16 protein-coding genes and 2 tRNA genes are annotated in these 16,175 nt (G+C 34.5%); 5 read left to right on the top strand and 13 right to left on the bottom strand.

Going from position 1 to position 16,175, the window contains the following annotated elements; all coding sequences use genetic code 11:
• Window positions 1-37 precede the first annotated feature (37 nt).
• The 5 genes from HGP29_RS17045 to HGP29_RS17025 form a co-directional block, all read right to left on the bottom strand.
• Complete coding sequence (locus tag HGP29_RS17045) at window positions 38-1,147, bottom strand: tetratricopeptide repeat protein (RefSeq protein ID WP_168883636.1); 1,110 nt, start codon at window positions 1,145-1,147, stop codon at window positions 38-40.
• A 124-nt stretch (window positions 1,148-1,271) separates the two neighbouring features.
• Complete coding sequence (locus HGP29_RS17040) at window positions 1,272-1,997, bottom strand: hypothetical protein (protein WP_168883635.1); 726 nt, start codon at window positions 1,995-1,997, stop codon at window positions 1,272-1,274.
• A gap of 91 nt (window positions 1,998-2,088) precedes the next feature.
• Window positions 2,089-2,161, bottom strand: a tRNA-Gln gene (locus HGP29_RS17035).
• A gap of 34 nt (window positions 2,162-2,195) precedes the next feature.
• Window positions 2,196-2,268: transfer RNA gene (locus HGP29_RS17030), tRNA-Gln, on the bottom strand.
• 117 nt (window positions 2,269-2,385) lie between these two features.
• Entirely contained in the window at window positions 2,386-2,913 is a 528-nt protein-coding gene (locus HGP29_RS17025) for a hypothetical protein (protein ID WP_168883634.1), read from the bottom strand.
• A 58-nt stretch (window positions 2,914-2,971) separates the two neighbouring features.
• Between HGP29_RS17025 and HGP29_RS17020 the strand changes: the two genes are divergently transcribed.
• From HGP29_RS17020 to HGP29_RS17010, 3 genes are read left to right on the top strand one after another with little or no spacing between them, the layout of a single operon-like run.
• Window positions 2,972-3,430 (top strand): type I restriction enzyme HsdR N-terminal domain-containing protein, encoded by a 459-nt coding sequence (locus HGP29_RS17020; RefSeq protein ID WP_168883633.1) that lies wholly within the window; start codon window positions 2,972-2,974, stop codon window positions 3,428-3,430.
• A gap of 5 nt (window positions 3,431-3,435) precedes the next feature.
• Complete coding sequence (locus tag HGP29_RS17015) at window positions 3,436-4,467, top strand: DUF4465 domain-containing protein (RefSeq protein ID WP_168883632.1); 1,032 nt, start codon at window positions 3,436-3,438, stop codon at window positions 4,465-4,467.
• A gap of 4 nt (window positions 4,468-4,471) precedes the next feature.
• Window positions 4,472-5,134: an ABC transporter ATP-binding protein gene (locus HGP29_RS17010; protein ID WP_168883631.1), complete on the top strand. Its 663-nt coding sequence runs from the start codon at window positions 4,472-4,474 to the stop codon at window positions 5,132-5,134.
• Between the two features lies 1 nt (window position 5,135).
• Here HGP29_RS17010 and HGP29_RS17005 read toward each other — a convergent pair whose 3' ends face one another.
• The 4 genes from HGP29_RS17005 to lipA form a co-directional block, all read right to left on the bottom strand.
• On the bottom strand, window positions 5,136-6,041 hold the full coding sequence (locus HGP29_RS17005) for a DMT family transporter (RefSeq protein ID WP_168883630.1): 906 nt from the start codon (window positions 6,039-6,041) through the stop codon (window positions 5,136-5,138).
• Window positions 6,042-6,106: 65 nt separating this feature from the next.
• Window positions 6,107-7,003 carry a DMT family transporter gene (locus HGP29_RS17000; protein ID WP_168883629.1) on the bottom strand — a complete coding sequence of 299 codons (897 nt, stop codon included), beginning with the start codon at window positions 7,001-7,003 and terminating at the stop codon, window positions 6,107-6,109.
• Window position 7,004: 1 nt separating this feature from the next.
• Window positions 7,005-7,235: a cytochrome b5 domain-containing protein gene (locus HGP29_RS16995; RefSeq protein ID WP_168883628.1), complete on the bottom strand. Its 231-nt coding sequence runs from the start codon at window positions 7,233-7,235 to the stop codon at window positions 7,005-7,007.
• Between the two features lie 73 nt (window positions 7,236-7,308).
• Entirely contained in the window at window positions 7,309-8,202 is an 894-nt protein-coding gene (gene lipA / locus HGP29_RS16990) for a lipoyl synthase (RefSeq protein ID WP_168883627.1), read from the bottom strand.
• 247 nt (window positions 8,203-8,449) lie between these two features.
• Between lipA and HGP29_RS16985 the strand changes: the two genes are divergently transcribed.
• Window positions 8,450-9,046 (top strand): NifU family protein, encoded by a 597-nt coding sequence (locus HGP29_RS16985; RefSeq protein WP_168883626.1) that lies wholly within the window; start codon window positions 8,450-8,452, stop codon window positions 9,044-9,046.
• 62 nt (window positions 9,047-9,108) lie between these two features.
• Here HGP29_RS16985 and HGP29_RS16980 read toward each other — a convergent pair whose 3' ends face one another.
• The 3 genes from HGP29_RS16980 to HGP29_RS16970 form a co-directional block, all read right to left on the bottom strand.
• Window positions 9,109-10,290 (bottom strand): potassium/proton antiporter, encoded by a 1,182-nt coding sequence (locus HGP29_RS16980; RefSeq protein ID WP_168883625.1) that lies wholly within the window; start codon window positions 10,288-10,290, stop codon window positions 9,109-9,111.
• A gap of 5 nt (window positions 10,291-10,295) precedes the next feature.
• The gene (locus tag HGP29_RS16975; protein ID WP_168883624.1) at window positions 10,296-10,820 is read right to left on the bottom strand and encodes a DUF3124 domain-containing protein; all 525 of its coding nucleotides are present in this window, start codon (window positions 10,818-10,820) and stop codon (window positions 10,296-10,298) included.
• A 121-nt stretch (window positions 10,821-10,941) separates the two neighbouring features.
• Complete coding sequence (locus HGP29_RS16970; RefSeq protein WP_235958315.1) at window positions 10,942-13,188, bottom strand: S46 family peptidase; 2,247 nt, start codon at window positions 13,186-13,188, stop codon at window positions 10,942-10,944.
• 179 nt (window positions 13,189-13,367) lie between these two features.
• Between HGP29_RS16970 and HGP29_RS16965 the strand changes: the two genes are divergently transcribed.
• Window positions 13,368-15,032 (top strand): tetratricopeptide repeat protein, encoded by a 1,665-nt coding sequence (locus HGP29_RS16965; RefSeq protein WP_211093321.1) that lies wholly within the window; start codon window positions 13,368-13,370, stop codon window positions 15,030-15,032.
• Window positions 15,033-15,193: 161 nt separating this feature from the next.
• On the opposite strand, the gene HGP29_RS16960 is transcribed toward HGP29_RS16965, so the two are convergent.
• Window positions 15,194-16,057 carry a sigma-70 family RNA polymerase sigma factor gene (locus HGP29_RS16960; RefSeq protein ID WP_044207596.1) on the bottom strand — a complete coding sequence of 288 codons (864 nt, stop codon included), beginning with the start codon at window positions 16,055-16,057 and terminating at the stop codon, window positions 15,194-15,196.
• Window positions 16,058-16,175 lie beyond the last annotated feature (118 nt).

The following is a 16,175-nucleotide window of genomic DNA, read 5'->3' as shown; positions in this document are numbered from 1 at the left end:
GTTGTTTTTAGTTAGAATCGTTGCAGTTCTAATATGTTTATTCTTCTGAAGAGGTATTTTCTCCAGTATCTTCAGTTTGCTCTTCTGTTGTAGTAACAGGAGGTGCATATAGTTTTCTTAAGTAGGCTCTTAAATTATTTAGCGCTCTTCTAGCATCTAGGTAAGCAGGATCTATTTCTAATGCCTTTTCATAGTCTTTTCTAGCTTCTCCATAATCCCTTAGCATATATTGCTCGGTTAATCCTAATTCGTACCAAAGCTGCTTTGCATTAGGGGTGTGTTTTAATCCTTCTAAAAGTACTTTTTTAGCTTCTAAAGGAAGGTTCTTTTTTCTTTTCAGTTTTCCTAACTGTCTTGATGCTTCCCACTTAGATGGATTTACAGTCAATATATTCTCAAAAATTACTTCGGCACTGTCAAAATAACTTTCTCCCATGATCAATTGTCCTTGGTAAAGCTGAATATCCAAAGATGATACTTCATTCTCATTTGCTTGAGTAATCAATAATTTTGCTCCTTCCTCATTTTTTTGCTCTACCTCATAATGAATCAATTGAGCATAAGCGACAGTATCTGTTGGCTTTACAGATAGTATTTTTTTGTACAAAGCCATTGCACTCATCTTATCTCCTTTCAACTCGAAAGATTTTGCCTTTGCCTTTTGTAACGGAATACTATTCGGAGTTGCTTTTTCAGATTCTTCAATAAAAAGTAATGCACTATCTGCTTTACCTAGATTATTATAAGCATCTGCCATTAAAATATTAAGTGATGGATTCTTGTACTTCAGCTTTATAGCTTTCGTACCACTCGATAAAGCTCTTCTGAAATTATTAAGGTAATAGTGTGCTTGTCCCTCTAGAAAATAGTACCGTCCTTCTATTGAATCTAATTTTATCGCATGCTCTGCGTTTTCCAATGCACTAGCATAGGCATGTAAACTAATTTCCACATTTCCTTTTAGGTAATAAAGTCGAGGATTTCTCTTATCACTTCTGATGGCTTTATTCAGAAACTTAACTTGTTTTTCGTAAAATTCTCCTTCATGTGAACTTGCGTCCACTAATCCGTCTAAACTATCATCTTCTTCCTGACAGCCTGAAATCGTTAAGAATATTGTAAAAAGAAAGAATACGTAACGTTGCATATAATGATACTGAAAAATTTTACAGATGTAAATTTGTAAAAAGTTTTGCTTTCAAACCATGATAAATAAAAAAAAGCTCACTTTGGGGAAGAAGTGAGCTTTCTAATATCATATTTTTAGGGAACTACGAAAGTTTATTATCTCTTTTTCTTAAAGATGATAACTCTTTTTGCATTTCCTCTGCTTTGTTTCTTTCAGTAACAAGCTCTCTACGAACTTGCATTTCTCTTTCCTGTGCTCTCGTTCTAAATTCATCATATTCTTTTTCTAAAGATTCATGATCCTTCTTTACCGAGATGACTGTTTGGTTATTAGAGTTGAACTTAATTAAACCTACGATTAAGATTAAGATCAATAAACCAACGATTGCAAAAGTGGTATAAAGCACAGAATACTTCTCAAGGTCAAGACCTATCAGTGTGATATAATCACCTAATTCGATCAATCTATCTTTTTCAGCTAAACGAGATTCCATTTCTTTTACCTCTTGCTGAGCTTGAGCAGTTTCTTTACGGGCTTCAATGGCATCTGTATATGCAGTAGACAATGTATCATCTACTTCATTCCAATATTCAGTTAACCAAGTACCTTTGATCATTCTATATTCTTTCCAACGACCACCTCTTTTGGACATATACTCATATTTTGACTTTAGAGTATCGTCTTTAGGTCCTTTTGGCTTTTGAACCTTAGGTTTAGCAGTTGTTGTACTTGTTTGAGTACTTTGTTGTGTTGTACTTTTTGTTGAACTCGTTTGAGTCCCTGAACCTGCAGTCTCTTGAGCATTAACACCCATCATAACGAAAGACAATGATAGTGCAAGTAATGCCTTTATTATTCTTCTTGACATGTTAGTTGATAATTTTGATTCGTTCTATTCTACAAATATAAAAATAGCGAGCAAAAAAAAAGCTTTACAGAGCAAAACTGTAAAGCTTTTGTTGTCCGACCAGGTCTCGAACCTGGACTCTTCTGAACCAAAATCAGACGTGTTGCCAATTACACCATCGGACATTATTTCGGGAAAATGTCTCAAGTTTTTTTTATGTTGTCCGACCAGGTCTCGAACCTGGACTCTTCTGAACCAAAATCAGACGTGTTGCCAATTACACCATCGGACAATTTCTGAGAGCGTTTCCCCGAAATGCGATGCAAAAGTATAGCATAAAATTTTATCTACCAAACATTTGATAAAAATTATCATCAAATAATTGTAAATAATCTACTCTGCATCTTTATCAAAATACATTTCTCTTATAGATTTGCTGATGACAATCAACGATAAATTTCTGTAAATCAGAAACATTTCCATCAACAAAAAACTGATTCTGTGTTCCGTTAAAAAATTTCACTTCAATTTGATAATTTCCAACGTAACCATAGTAAAAAAGAAAAGCTGATCCCAAGAAAAGTGATAGTCCCGTTAACATCGAGAGTGAATATGACGCTGCAGCTATCACTGACAGAGGAGCAACAATTCCTCCAAGCAATAATGGAAGGATCAATTTCTTCTTTTTAACCGACAAAGATTTGATTTGTTTACGTTCAAATTTCCTATGTGTATTAGGTAGTTTTACTTCGAAAAATATCGTTGTTAATTTCATCAAAGAATCTTCATCAAACGTAAATACAAGATCATTATTCTCTTTTATCTTGATCCAGTTATATAGGTAACTGTAAGAATAATAATATTGTTTTTCCTCAGGGCTACTATCTGTATAAGAAGAAAATGAATTTTCTGTACTATATGTTGAATTTGTACTCAATCGGTGATCACATTAATTTCTTTTCAAATTATCATCTTTTTCTTTCTAAATTTACATAATGCAAGATTTAAATTTACCGAAGGCAAAGGTTCGAATAGAAGAAAGAGATGGAAAAAAATATATTTTTGATCCGATCAGAAAAAAAATGTTGATGCTCACACCAGAAGAGTGGGTAAGACAGCAATTCTTGCAAATGTTGTTTAGTATGGGAGTATCAAAGGGTTTAGTAGGTATAGAAAATGGTTTGAAAGTAAATAAACAAGCCAAAAGATCAGACCTTTTACTATTTGATAGAGGAGGAAGTCCTTTTTTACTGATTGAATGTAAAGCCCCTTCTGTAAAACTTAGTAATACTACTTTTGAACAAGTAGCTAGATATAATGCTACAATCAAAGCACCTTACATTGGTATCACTAATGGTATGCAACATTATTTTTGTGCAATAAATTTCGAAAAAGGAGATTACTCTTTTTTAAAAGAAATCCCTTTACCATCTTACATTAAAAAGACATCATAGTATCTATGAAATACTGTAAATACATATTATTTATTCTACCATTTGTTATTAGTGCTTGCTCAACGGAAGCAATACAGGCACCAAGGTTAGAAGTTGCCATTGTATCTCCAGTGGTTAACCCAACTACAGCTCAAGCATTAATCTTGAAAGATCAGGAGTTTGTTTTTGAAGCTAGAGAAAGAGGAGCCAACCCAGATACTTATAAATGGGAAGTAAATGGTGAGGTAATCTCTAATCAACTGAGTACTGAACCTGTATCCTATGCCACAGAAGGAGCTAGAACTGCTAAGTTTTCGGCTTCAAATGAAAGTTATGATGCAAGTGCTGAAATTACGGTATACGTAGTAGAAAGAGTCGCTACTTTTGAAGATCTAACCCTAGAAGAAAATACTTATTGGGTAGGAGACGGCACTAGTGGAACCCAGAGTACTTTTACAACGGGTAATATCACTTTCCAAAATACTTCTCCAACCGAATCAGACGATTTTTATGATTTTGGCTATTCAAATATTATTGATGAAGAGTCTGAGTCATACGAGAAATATGGTGCTTATCTACTGACAAATAAGATCAATACATACGGTTTAGCAAGATCGGATACTCAAGGGAAAATAACATTAAAGTTTGATGCGGCTTATAGCCCTTTAGGAGTAAGCATTGCCAACTCTCCTTTAGTAGTGAACTCTGCTAATGGTGATTATGATCCAGAAGAACCCACTGAAGATGATCTTTTATTGAAATTCGGTTCTGGAGATTATTATGATGTTGAAATAAGAGCAGTAAATGAGGATGGAACAGTTACAGAAGAGTTTGTCTCTATTCGACTTATTAGTGCTACAGCTACGACCATTACATCACAAAGTGTTTGGGAAAATATTGAATTGTCAACTTTTGGATTGGTACACGGTTTAGAGTTTAGAATCAATACCAGTAAAAAAGATAGTGAAACATCTGACATTTATATGCCTACTCGTTTTTGTTTCGACAACCTTATCCTAATCAATGATAATGGTGATAATGTAACGTTAAACAACTAACCCAATGCTGAAAATTGAAAACTTAATTAAAACTTTCCCCTCTTCAGGAAAGGATTTACAAATTATTAAAGATGTTTCTTTTGAAGTAAAAAAAGGAGAAAGCATAGCTATAGTTGGTGCATCTGGATCTGGTAAAACTACATTATTAGGATTAGCAGCAGGACTAGACCAACCTACTTCTGGTAAAGTATTGATTGATGATGTTGATCTAACATCACTTTCTGAAGATGATAAAGCCGACCTTAGAAATCAGAAAGTAGGCTTTATATTTCAGAATTTTCAATTGTTACCCTCACTGACTGCCTTAGAAAACGTGATGACACCTCTAGAGCTGCAAGGACAAAAAAATGCCAAACAAAAAGCTTTAGACATGCTAAATAGTGTTGGTTTGGAAGGCAGAGAGAAACATTACCCTAATCAATTATCAGGAGGAGAGCAACAGAGAGTAGCTTTGGCTAGAGCATTTATTACTACCCCTAAGATTTTATTTGCTGATGAGCCAACAGGAAACCTAGATGAAGAAACTAGTTTACATGTTGAAAACTTATTGTTTGAACTCAATAAAAATCATCAAACAACTTTAGTTATTGTGACTCATGATCCTCAGTTGGCTAAAAAAGCGGATAGAATCGTAAAGGTTAGAGATGGACAGATTGTACAGGACTAATTTAATTATTGGGTTTACCTCTCCAGTTTGAGATTAAGGCAACCCCTATAAAAATTAAGATGGCAGCATATAATTGTTCCCATCTAGGCTGTTCATCAAACAGAAAGATGGCAATAGCTCCAGCTATTAATGGTTGAAAATAAATATAGAAGCTCGTTGTACTTGCATTTAGAACTTGTAGACTTATTGCATTAAATAAATAGGTGATACATGTAGCTCCAACTAAAACAAAGGCTATAGCGCCTATTACTTTTGGAGTAAAAGTTAGCCACTGTGCTTCTACTAAATCCATAATACCAAAAGGTAAAACCATAGGAACTCCGAAGATAAATACCCATTTTAAAATAGTGAATGGATGATATTTAGTGGCTAAAGGTTTTATCAATATTAAATAGTAACCGTAAGAACAGGCATTGATGATTACAAGGATATCACCTTTTGCAGTTCCACTAGAAAAGTCGAAACCATTCATACCTACTAAAATCAAAGCACCTATCAATCCTAATACAATACCAACTACTTTTTTTGATGTTACTTTCTCCTTTAATATAAATGCCGACATAATTAACACTAATATTGGAGAAGACACCATAATCACTGACGCATTAATAGGAGAGGTTAATGATAGTCCTTCAAAGAAAGTGAGCATATTCAAACAAGCTCCAAAAAAAGCAGCAAAAATCAACTTTCTATAGTCCTTCTTGCTTTCAATTTTTTCTTTGACAAAAACTCCTTGGATAATGGTAAATAATATGGCGGCAAAAATTACCCTCATTAAGATAAAGCCCTTAGGCTGAACATAATCAGGCATTACGATTTTAGCTATATTATAATTGGCTCCATAAGCTAAAGCTGCACCAATTAAGAAAAAGTGAGCTTGAAGTTTTGTGAGATGTTTTGCTGACATTATTTGAATTGGTTAGTTAAATGGTAAGTGAAAGAAATTATCCTTCTTAACTCATTTAGTATTGATTAGTTAGTCGACTTTTTTTGTTTCTTTTTGATACTCACTAAGTAAACTCCTGTAAATATCAAGGCTGCTGCCATTACTTGAACGGTTTTCAACGATTCATCAAAAACAATGATAGCTACAATTGTGGCCACTACTGGCTGGAAATAAATATAAAAACTAGCTGTACTGGCATTTAATACACGCATTGCAATGGCATAAAATAGATAAGCTAAAAAACTAGTACAGATAACAACATAAGCTATTGCTCCCCAAATAGGTAGTGGAATCGCTTTCCAATCTACTGCTATAACATCTTGCCATGTGGCAGCAGTAACCATTGGAACAGCTAAAATAAATATCCATTTCATCACAGTAAAAGGGTGGTATTTTGCCAACAATGGTTTTGAAATGACCAAATAGACACTATACAATATAGCATTTACTAAAACCATGATATCACCTTTTACTGACCCGGAATGAAATGCAATACCATTTAATCCAATCATCAAAATGGCTCCGATAAAACCAATAGATATTCCTATGATCTTAAGTGGAGTGACTTTTTCTTTCAAAAAAATGAATGAGAGTGTCAGTACAATCACTGGAGAAGTAACTACAATCACTGAGGCGTTGATTGGACTCGTTTGAGCTAGACCTTCAAAAAATAGTAGCTGATTTACACAAGCACCAAATACAGCAGCAAGAAAAAGCCTTTTATAATCTTTCTTGTCTTCGATCTTCTCCTTTACAGTAAATGTATGAAGAAGGGTAAATAAAACTGCCGCACCAATAATTCTGAGGAAAATAAAAGCATAAGGTGTTATATACTGAGGCATTGCCAACTTTGAGATGACAAAATTGCATCCATAAATCATAGATGCAGCGACAAGAAATAAATGTGCTTGAACTTTAGACATACTAATCGACTAACTCTCCAATAGGATCAAATTTATCAAACACAAATGCGGTATGAGGAGCATCTTTCATTTCGGGAGTAAGGTCTTGGCCAGCCCAATGTTCATAATGCTTTCCATTTTTCCATAATCTAGAGTTAGACATGTCGTATACTTTTCCTTCGAAAGCAACCCAGATTTCTTCTTTATCCTGACCGTTTCTGAGAGATAATTGGCTTCTTGTGATTTTTTCCATCTTTAATCATAAAAAATAGTGGCTTTATCAACACGAAGGAAAATAAAGCCACTATAGAAAAATATTATTATGCTTACTTAATCGGCACATTTACGTGACGTTCCGCATGGTATGAAGAACGTACTAATGGACCAGATTCCACATATTTGATACCTCTCTTTAATCCTTCTTCTCTTAAGAAGTCGAATTTGTCAGGGTGTATGTATTCAATTACTTCATGGTGCATCTTAGTCGGTTGTAAATATTGACCTAATGTCAATACATGCAATCCTACTTCTGCAAGATCATCCATGATTCTGAAGATCTGCTCGTCAGTTTCACCTAAACCAAGCATTACACCAGTTTTAGAACGACGACCCGCATCTACGATACGTTTGATATGCTCTAATGAACGATCATATTTCGCTTGTGGACGAACGGCTCTATAAAGTTCTTTCACTGTTTCCATGTTGTGTGAAATTACTTCTTGACCACCTTCAATCATTCTATATAAGGCATCCCAATTGTTTCTTGTGTCAGGAATAAGTGTTTCAATCGTCGTTTCAGGACAAAGTTTCTTCGTCTCTACAACTGTTTGATACCAAATTTCTGCACCTCTATCTTTAAGCTCATCGCGGTTTACAGAAGTAATTACCGCATGCTTTACTTCCATTTTATGGATAGCGTCTGCTACACGTTTTGGTTCCTCGGCATCATATTCTGTTGGACGACCTGTAGCTACCGCACAGAAAGAACATCCACGAGTACAGATATTACCAAGAATCATAAATGTTGCTGTACCTTCACCCCAGCACTCACCCATGTTCGGGCAATTACCACTTTGGCAAATTGTATTCAACTTATGTTTGTCTACCAATTTACGAACGTTCGCATATTCTTTTCCAATAGGCAACTTTACACGTAACCAATCTGGTCTACGTTTAGGCTTATCCTTTTTCTCCGAAGAGATTACTGGTAGTTCTATCATTTAATTTTCCGTTTTCGTTTTGAGTCACTGTTCCTGACTCATCTACAAAAGTACGAAGTTGTTTATCAATAATGAAATCAAGCTCTAAAAAGGTCTTATTTTTATATGATCATATGGTAATGTGTTAATTTTTAAGATAATTTTTGTTTGATTTAGCGAATTCTTTTGATTCCAAAACTCTATATGTTTGTTTTGCCAAATATTGTGATTGCGAACAATTTTCATTCGAAAATAAATCATCAAAAAAATGGAAAATTCAACAACAGGGAGACCCCAGCAAAATATTACGATCTATACTGAAGCGAATCCAAACCCTAATTCAATGAAGTTCATGTTGAGCTTTATGATATTAAAAGGAGGAGAGAGTTACGACTTCCCAAGTATAGAAGAAGCTGCTGTATCACCATTAGCAAAAGAGCTTTTTGGTTTTGATGAAGTAGAGCGTATTTTCTATATGAGCAACTTCATTACAATCACAAAAAAAGAAGGCACTCCACAATGGATGGAAATCATTCCTAAATTCAAAGAGTTTTTATTAAACTACTTCGAAGCGGAGAAGCCAATTTTTGAAGATGTAGATGAAACAATCGTTGAAACGGCAGATTCTGAAGCTATCAAAAAAATCAAAGGAGTTTTAGACGAATACATTAAGCCAGCAGTTGAAACAGACGGTGGAGCCATTAAATTCCATTCATTCAATGAAGAAACTGGTGTAGTAAAAGTATTATTACAAGGAGCTTGTTCTGGATGTCCTTCATCTACATTTACTCTAAAAATGAGTATTGAACAACTTCTTAAAAGAATGGTACCTCAAGTAACTGAAGTGGTTGCAGAAGGTGTTTAATTCTTTATTTGAAAAATAAAATAAATAGGGTGATTGAATTCAACTTTTCAATCACCCTATTTTTATTCTGTGATATTTAATTTCTTCGCCAGTGGCTTAAGTGTTAGAGGATGCACTATTAATGAGACTAATACCATAAAACTTACGATGTAAAAGATCATTTCTGCATTCTCTAGATTATGCAATAAAGGCATAAGTGCAAAAACAATTGGAGTCGCACCTTTTAGACCACACCAGGAGACAAAAACCTTCTTTTGTACCGGTGTTTTAATAAAGAGATAGGAGATAAACACTCCCGCAGGTCTTGCAATAAAGAATAAGAACAATGTTGGTAAGATAGCATTAGGTACAGCTGCCAATAATTTATCTGGAAATAATTCTAATCCCAAAATTAAAAACATGACTGATTGTGCCAACCAAGCTAAGCTATTATAAAAATGAAGTGTTGTGTCTTTATTTTGAAACTGAAGAGTATTAATTGATAAACCCAATAAATAAGCACTGATTAATGGATTACCACCTAAGATACTGTTTAGCTCTATGATCATGACCAATAAAGCCAATAGAAAAATAGGAATTAACCCTTCTTCTTTAAATTTTAAGTTCTTGAAAATGAACTTAACAAAGTGGTATAATATAAAAGCTACGCTTAGGCCAATCGCAATCTGCTTGACAAAGAATAAAATATATTCACCATAATTCAACTCTCCAGGGTTTTCCAAAATACTGATGAAAATCAAAGTAAGAATCATGGCCATTGGATCGTTGGTAGCAGACTCAAATTCTAATACCTTATCAGATCCATATTTCAACTTTAAATTTTTGCTTTCTAGCACTGCAAAAACAGCAGCTGAGTCTGTAGATGAAACGATAGCAGCCAACAATAAGCCCTCTGTTATGGAAAGAGGAGTTACATATGAAACAAATACACCCAATGCTACGGTTGTTACTAATACTCCAAGATTGGAAAGGAGAGTAGCTTCTTTCATTACTCCCTTAATACTTTTGAATTCGGTATGTAAACCACCAACAAAAATAATTGTCACTAACGATAGCTGACTGACTATATCTGTAAAGTTCGGATTGTTATATACAAACAAAAACTCCTGATCATTTCCAATAAAAAGTGCTACACCAATAAAAATTATTGCAGCAGGAATACCAAAATTCTTCCCTGGATTGTATAATAGAATACCAATCACAATCAGAACAGCAAATGTGAGAATGAAAAATTCTACAGACATATAATTTAGTTTAGAAGCTGTGCACTAGATGTAAAAGCAAAACCTTGTTGCCCGATATATCCCATATTAATTGCCTCAATAATTGGTTTATTAATTAGTTCTTTTTCTGTACCATATTCGACAATAAAATTAGCTCCAGCACCACTTTCTCTCTCTTTAAACTCAACGATAAACTCAGCTGAACCCAATGGTTTTATCAATAAATTCTCTTCCAAATAAGCTCTGATTAACTCTCCATCACTGTTGTAATAATCAATCTTAGTAAAGTAAATATTTTCATGACTACTTGTATTACGAAGACTTAAGACAACAGTAAAATAAACTTTAGAAGCACCCGTTTGATAATATAAGTTCGAATATGCCGGTATATAATATGATTTTTTATTAACCAACTCAGGTGTAGAGTCTTTACTAACATATTTCTGAGCAGGTCTGTCTGAAGTTAATAACAAATGCTCTTTTGGTTTTTCCTGACAAGAAAGCAATAAAAAAGGGAAACAAAATAAAAATAGTTTGATTGTCTTATTCATCAATTTTCAATTTGGTTTAAGGTATTATATAGTGAAGAGTAAGTTAAAATAAAAAAGCAGCTTTCAAAATACTGAAAGCTGCTTCCTTGTTGAAAATCAATAAATATCGTTAAATATTGATTTAGTATTTTTTCGGCATCAATGCTTCGTAAGGTTTACCTTTCGCTTTTTTACCTTCAACAATTGTCATTTCATTAACGATGTTAGATGCTCCATATACCTTATCGATAATCCAAAGTACATAGCGAACATCAACGTTAATACAACGTTGTAATTCTGGCTCGAATGAGATGTCACCTGACATCGCTTCCCAGTTACCATCAAAGGCTAAACCAATTAATTCTCCATTACCATTGATTACTGGAGAACCTGAGTTACCACCTGTAATATCATTGTTAGTAATGAAAGCAATTCTTAGTTCGCCATTTTGATCAGCATAACGACCAAAATCTTTCTTTACAACACTTTCTTTGATTTCCTTAGGTAATACAAATTCATGGTTTTTAGGGTCTTCTTTCTCTAATAAACCTTTTGATGTTGTATAGTAAGCATAGAACATCGCATCACCTGGAATGTAATCTCTTACTTGACCATAAGTTAAACGCATCGTAGAGTTGGCATTTGGATAGTAGGCTTTTTCTGGATTCATCTCTCTGATTCCTTTTACATACAATCTGTTTCCATCGTCTACTTTCATTTGTGCTTCTTGTTCTGATTGAGCTACTGTCATGTATGATTGGAAAAACTCATCATGTAATACTTTTAACATATCATTGTTATAAGTATCTGCATTAGGGTTTTTGATGAAAGCTTCTAAGCGCCCTTTGTCAGTAAACATTGAAGATGTATAAGCTTTTTCTACATATGCTTCGTAGCTACCGTCATATTCTCTTTCAATTTCTTCGTAAACACTTGGTACAGGAAGGTTCTTATTTTCTTTGCGACCTAATACTTCTTTGTACTTTCTTAAAAGAACTACAGCTAATGCTTTATCTGTTTCATAGTTGTAATCTTTAAAGAAACCTTCCACTTGTTCTAAAGCTGCTTCTTGAGCTTTCTCTAATGAAATTTTAGAAGTCTCTTCACTTGTTGCTTCACCAACAAACCTTCCCATTCTTCTTGCTTGCATTACTGCTTCCATACGGAAACCGCCTTGAGTAAGTAATACGTAAGCAACTCTACCGTCACGTTTACCTTCGTATCCTTCTTTCAACATGTCAGTAACATCACCAAATTCTTTCTTTCTGCTAGCATCTTGGGAGATCCACTGGTTGAATTTTGCTTCCTCAGCTTGTTTTTTCTCAATAACATGCTGACGTTTTAAACCTTTAGTTTGCCCAATGAAATACTTCCAGTAGTTTGCAGTAGAAGCATATTTAGATGCATACTGCAATCTTACTTTAGGGTCTGCATCCATGTGCTTTCTCCAAGTTTTCAAGATAGCATCACGCATTTCAACAAATAGTGGGTTGAACACTTCGATTTGTTGTTTTACACCTTCAGATGTTAAGTAACGATCCGTAGAACCAGGGTATCCCATGATCATAGCGAAATCATCTTTCTGAACACCATTAATAGAAACAGGTAAGTGATGTTTAGGCTTGTAAGGAACATTATCTTTAGAGTACTTCGCAGGCTTGTTGTCTTTGTTAGCATAAACACGGAAGATTGAGAAATCTCCTGTGTGTCTTGGCCACATCCAGTTATCAGTGTCACCACCGAATTTACCTACAGCCTCTGGAGGAGTACCTACAAGACGAATATCATCGAAACGTTCGTATACAAACATGTAGAATTCGTTTCCTTCAAAGAAAGATTTTACTGATACTTCATAGCTATCATTGTTTAATTCTTTCTCTTTAGCTTCTTTGATGGCAGCCATTACTTCTGCTGCTTTCTTTTGTCTTTCAACTCCTGATAAACCTTTTAATTCACCATTCACTTTTTCAGAAACATCATCCATTCTCTGTAAAAAGCGAACAAAAAGTCCATCGATTGCTTTTTCTTGATCGAAAGATTTAGCAAAAAATCCGTTTGTTAGATAATCATTTTCTACTGTACTTACAGATTGAATTCCACCATATCCACAGTGGTGATTTGTGAAAATTAGACCTTTGTCTGAAACGATTTCACCTGTACAGAAACCGCCGAAATGAACGATTGCATCTTTTAGAGAGCTGTTGTTTACGCTGTAAATCTCTTCAGCTGTTAATTTTAGCCCCTCTTTTTTCATATCCACGTGATTTAGACGTGATATGAACATAGGGAGCCACATCCCCTCATCTAGTGGTTTGTTGTTTCCAAAATCACTGGCCATAGCTTGTAATGACAACATCATTACAAGCAGAAATTGTATCCATTTCTTCATTAGACTCGTATGGTTAGTAAATATTCATATGTTTTCTATCTACAATTCTACCAAAAAGTATTCACATATCACATTAAGGTCTAAGATTTGCAATAGCTTAATGTATTCTTAAAGTATGACTTTAAGATAGATTAACTAATTTTTATGCAATAATGATTTACGGTTAAACGTCATACTTAATGAGACTTAAAAAATTCTATTATTCAGTTATGGGACGATCTCTTAAATTTATTATTACATATACTGTTCTAACGCTCGTTATAAATATAAATACCTATGCACAAGATTTTCATAGCAATTTCAACAGCGGGAAAGCAGCATATGAACAAAAAAAATATAATCAGGCTATCCAGAAACTACAAACAGCTCGTTTGCAAGGGCAAGAAGCTGTAGGTGACACGGATCCAGATTATATTTTAGCCATCGAATATTTAGCACTTTCATACCAAGCCCAAAAAGATTTAGGCAATGCCAATATCTATTTCCAATCTTTAGAAAAACTTCTAAAAAAATCAGGGAATGGTGAGTCAGAAAAGATGCTAAGTACACAATTACAAGTTGCTGATAACAGCCTTGTAATGAAGAATTTTCCCCAAGCTGACATTTACTACAGAAATGCTATCACAACAGCTGAAAAAGTATTCGGGAAAGACTCTAAACAATATACTTCTACCTTTCATAAGCATGCTCAATTATATGTTATTGGGCGTAAATACAAAGAAGCAGACGGTATGTACCGTACTTTAGAACCAATGGCTGAGAAGTACTTAAAAGGAACTCCAGAGTTTGCTACAATTTTATCTGAGCAAGCAGATGTTTCTATGGGAATGAAAAGGGTAGAGGAAGCTTCTATTCAATTAAGTATGGCAATAAAAGCATTTGAGGGCACCAATACCCCTAAGTCTTCATATGTTAACTTATACTTAAAAGAAGCAACACTATTAGAAAAAAATGGAGATAACCAAGGAGCAATCAAAGCTTACAATATCTATATTGATAACCTTGGAAAAGCTTACGGTATCGATAACAAAAAGTATATCACTGAGGTAGATCGATTAGCTGTTCACTACGATATGAAGCTCCATTCTCCAATGGATGCTTACAGCTTAGTGAAAAAGAAGCTAGCTGCAAATAATAAAAAGTTTGGAGAGAGTAGCTTAGAAAGTGCCGCTACGAGAATTGAGTTAGCTGAAATGGAAATTGAACAAAACAATATTCCAGCTGCTAAAGCAAATACTGAGAAAGCAATCTCAATATATGATTCAAAAGGTAAAGCTACTTCACCAGAAGGTATTGCAGCTTCCATCACTATGGCAAGAATTTTTGGCCATAACAATATGAAATCAGAAGCTGAGGCTGCATATAAAAAGGCTATTGCTGATACTGAAAAATCTTTAGGGCAGAAACATACTACTTATGGTAAAGCATTAGATAGTTTAGCCTTTTTCTATATCGAAACTAAACGATTTGCAGATGCAGAAGAAGCTATCCAGAAAGGTATGACAGCTAGAGAGAAAAGCGTAGGTAAACAACATATCGATTATGGTAATTCTCTTTATAGTTTATCAATGTTATATGCTTCTCAAGATAGCTTAGAAAAGGCGGAGAAAACATTAATTCAAGTAGCGAAAGTAAGAGAAGCCTACTACGGAGCTCTTACGTTAGAACATGCAACTTGTATAAAAGAACTAGGTGATCTTTATAAAGATATGGGCGAAGAGAAATCTGCTGCAGCCCTTAAAACCTATCGTAGAGCGATTACCTTATATGAAGGTATTGGTTTAAAGAAAAGCGATATGGTAAAAGATATCTACAAGAGTATCGATGATATCAATACTCGATAAAAAGCAATTATTTGGTTATTAAAAAGGATATCGTTCTTCTAATAGAATGATATCCTTTTTTTATTCAGTATACTTTTGATAAAGTATGAAACGAAAAAAAGCGGTTTATCTCCATTTTAGAGATACTCCGCTTTTTTATCTTTTTAAAGCTAGTAAATAGATTATCCTAAATACGGCTTCAATGCTTTACTTCTTGATGTATGACGAAGACGTCTGATCGCTTTTTCTTTGATCTGACGCACACGTTCACGCGTTAAATTGAACTTCTCTCCAATTTCTTCCAATGTCATTGAATGCTCTCCGTTTAATCCGAAGTATAAAGTAATTACATCTGCCTCACGTTTAGTTAACGTTGAAAGAGCTCGTTGAACTTCTTTACGTAAAGAGTCATTCATTAACTCCGTATCTGGCTTCTCTTCCATGTCATTTTCTAACACGTCGTAAAGGTTGTTTTCTTCACCTTGTACGAAAGGAGCATCCATAGATACGTGACGGCCAGAAATTTTCATTGTATCTACAACTTCGTTTGTAGTTACATCTAAAACTTCTGCTAATTCGTCCGGAGAAGGCTCACGCTCATAACGTTGTTCCAATTCAGAGAAAGTCTTTGAAATCTTGTTCAATGAACCTACTCTGTTCAATGGAAGACGTACGATACGTGATTGCTCTGCCAATGCTTGAAGGATAGATTGTCTAATCCACCATACAGCATAGGAGATAAACTTAAAACCACGCGTTTCGTCGAAACGTTGGGCAGCTTTAATCAAACCCAAGTTACCCTCGTTAATCAAGTCACCTAAGGACAATCCCTGATTTTGGTATTGCTTAGCCACTGAAACTACGAAACGCAAGTTTGCTTTCGTTAATTTCTCTAATGCGATTTGGTCGCCCTCACGAATTTGCTTTGCAAGAGTTACTTCTTCATCAGGTGTTAGCAGGTCAACCTTACCAATTTCTTGTAAGTATTTGTCCAGCGATTGTGACTCCCTGTTCGTGATCTGTTTACTGATCTTGAGTTGTCTCATCCGTTCTTTTTTGCCATTGTTACGATTTTATCACCATATCTCTATTAAGATAATAAATAATGGTGACAAAACATTTATACTGAGATACTTAAAACCGCAAAAAGCGTGCAGTTCTAAA

Source organism: Flammeovirga agarivorans, from assembly GCF_012641475.1.
Lineage (GTDB): Bacteria > Bacteroidota > Bacteroidia > Cytophagales > Flammeovirgaceae > Flammeovirga > Flammeovirga agarivorans.
This window is presented reverse-complemented; position numbering and strand designations above follow the sequence as displayed.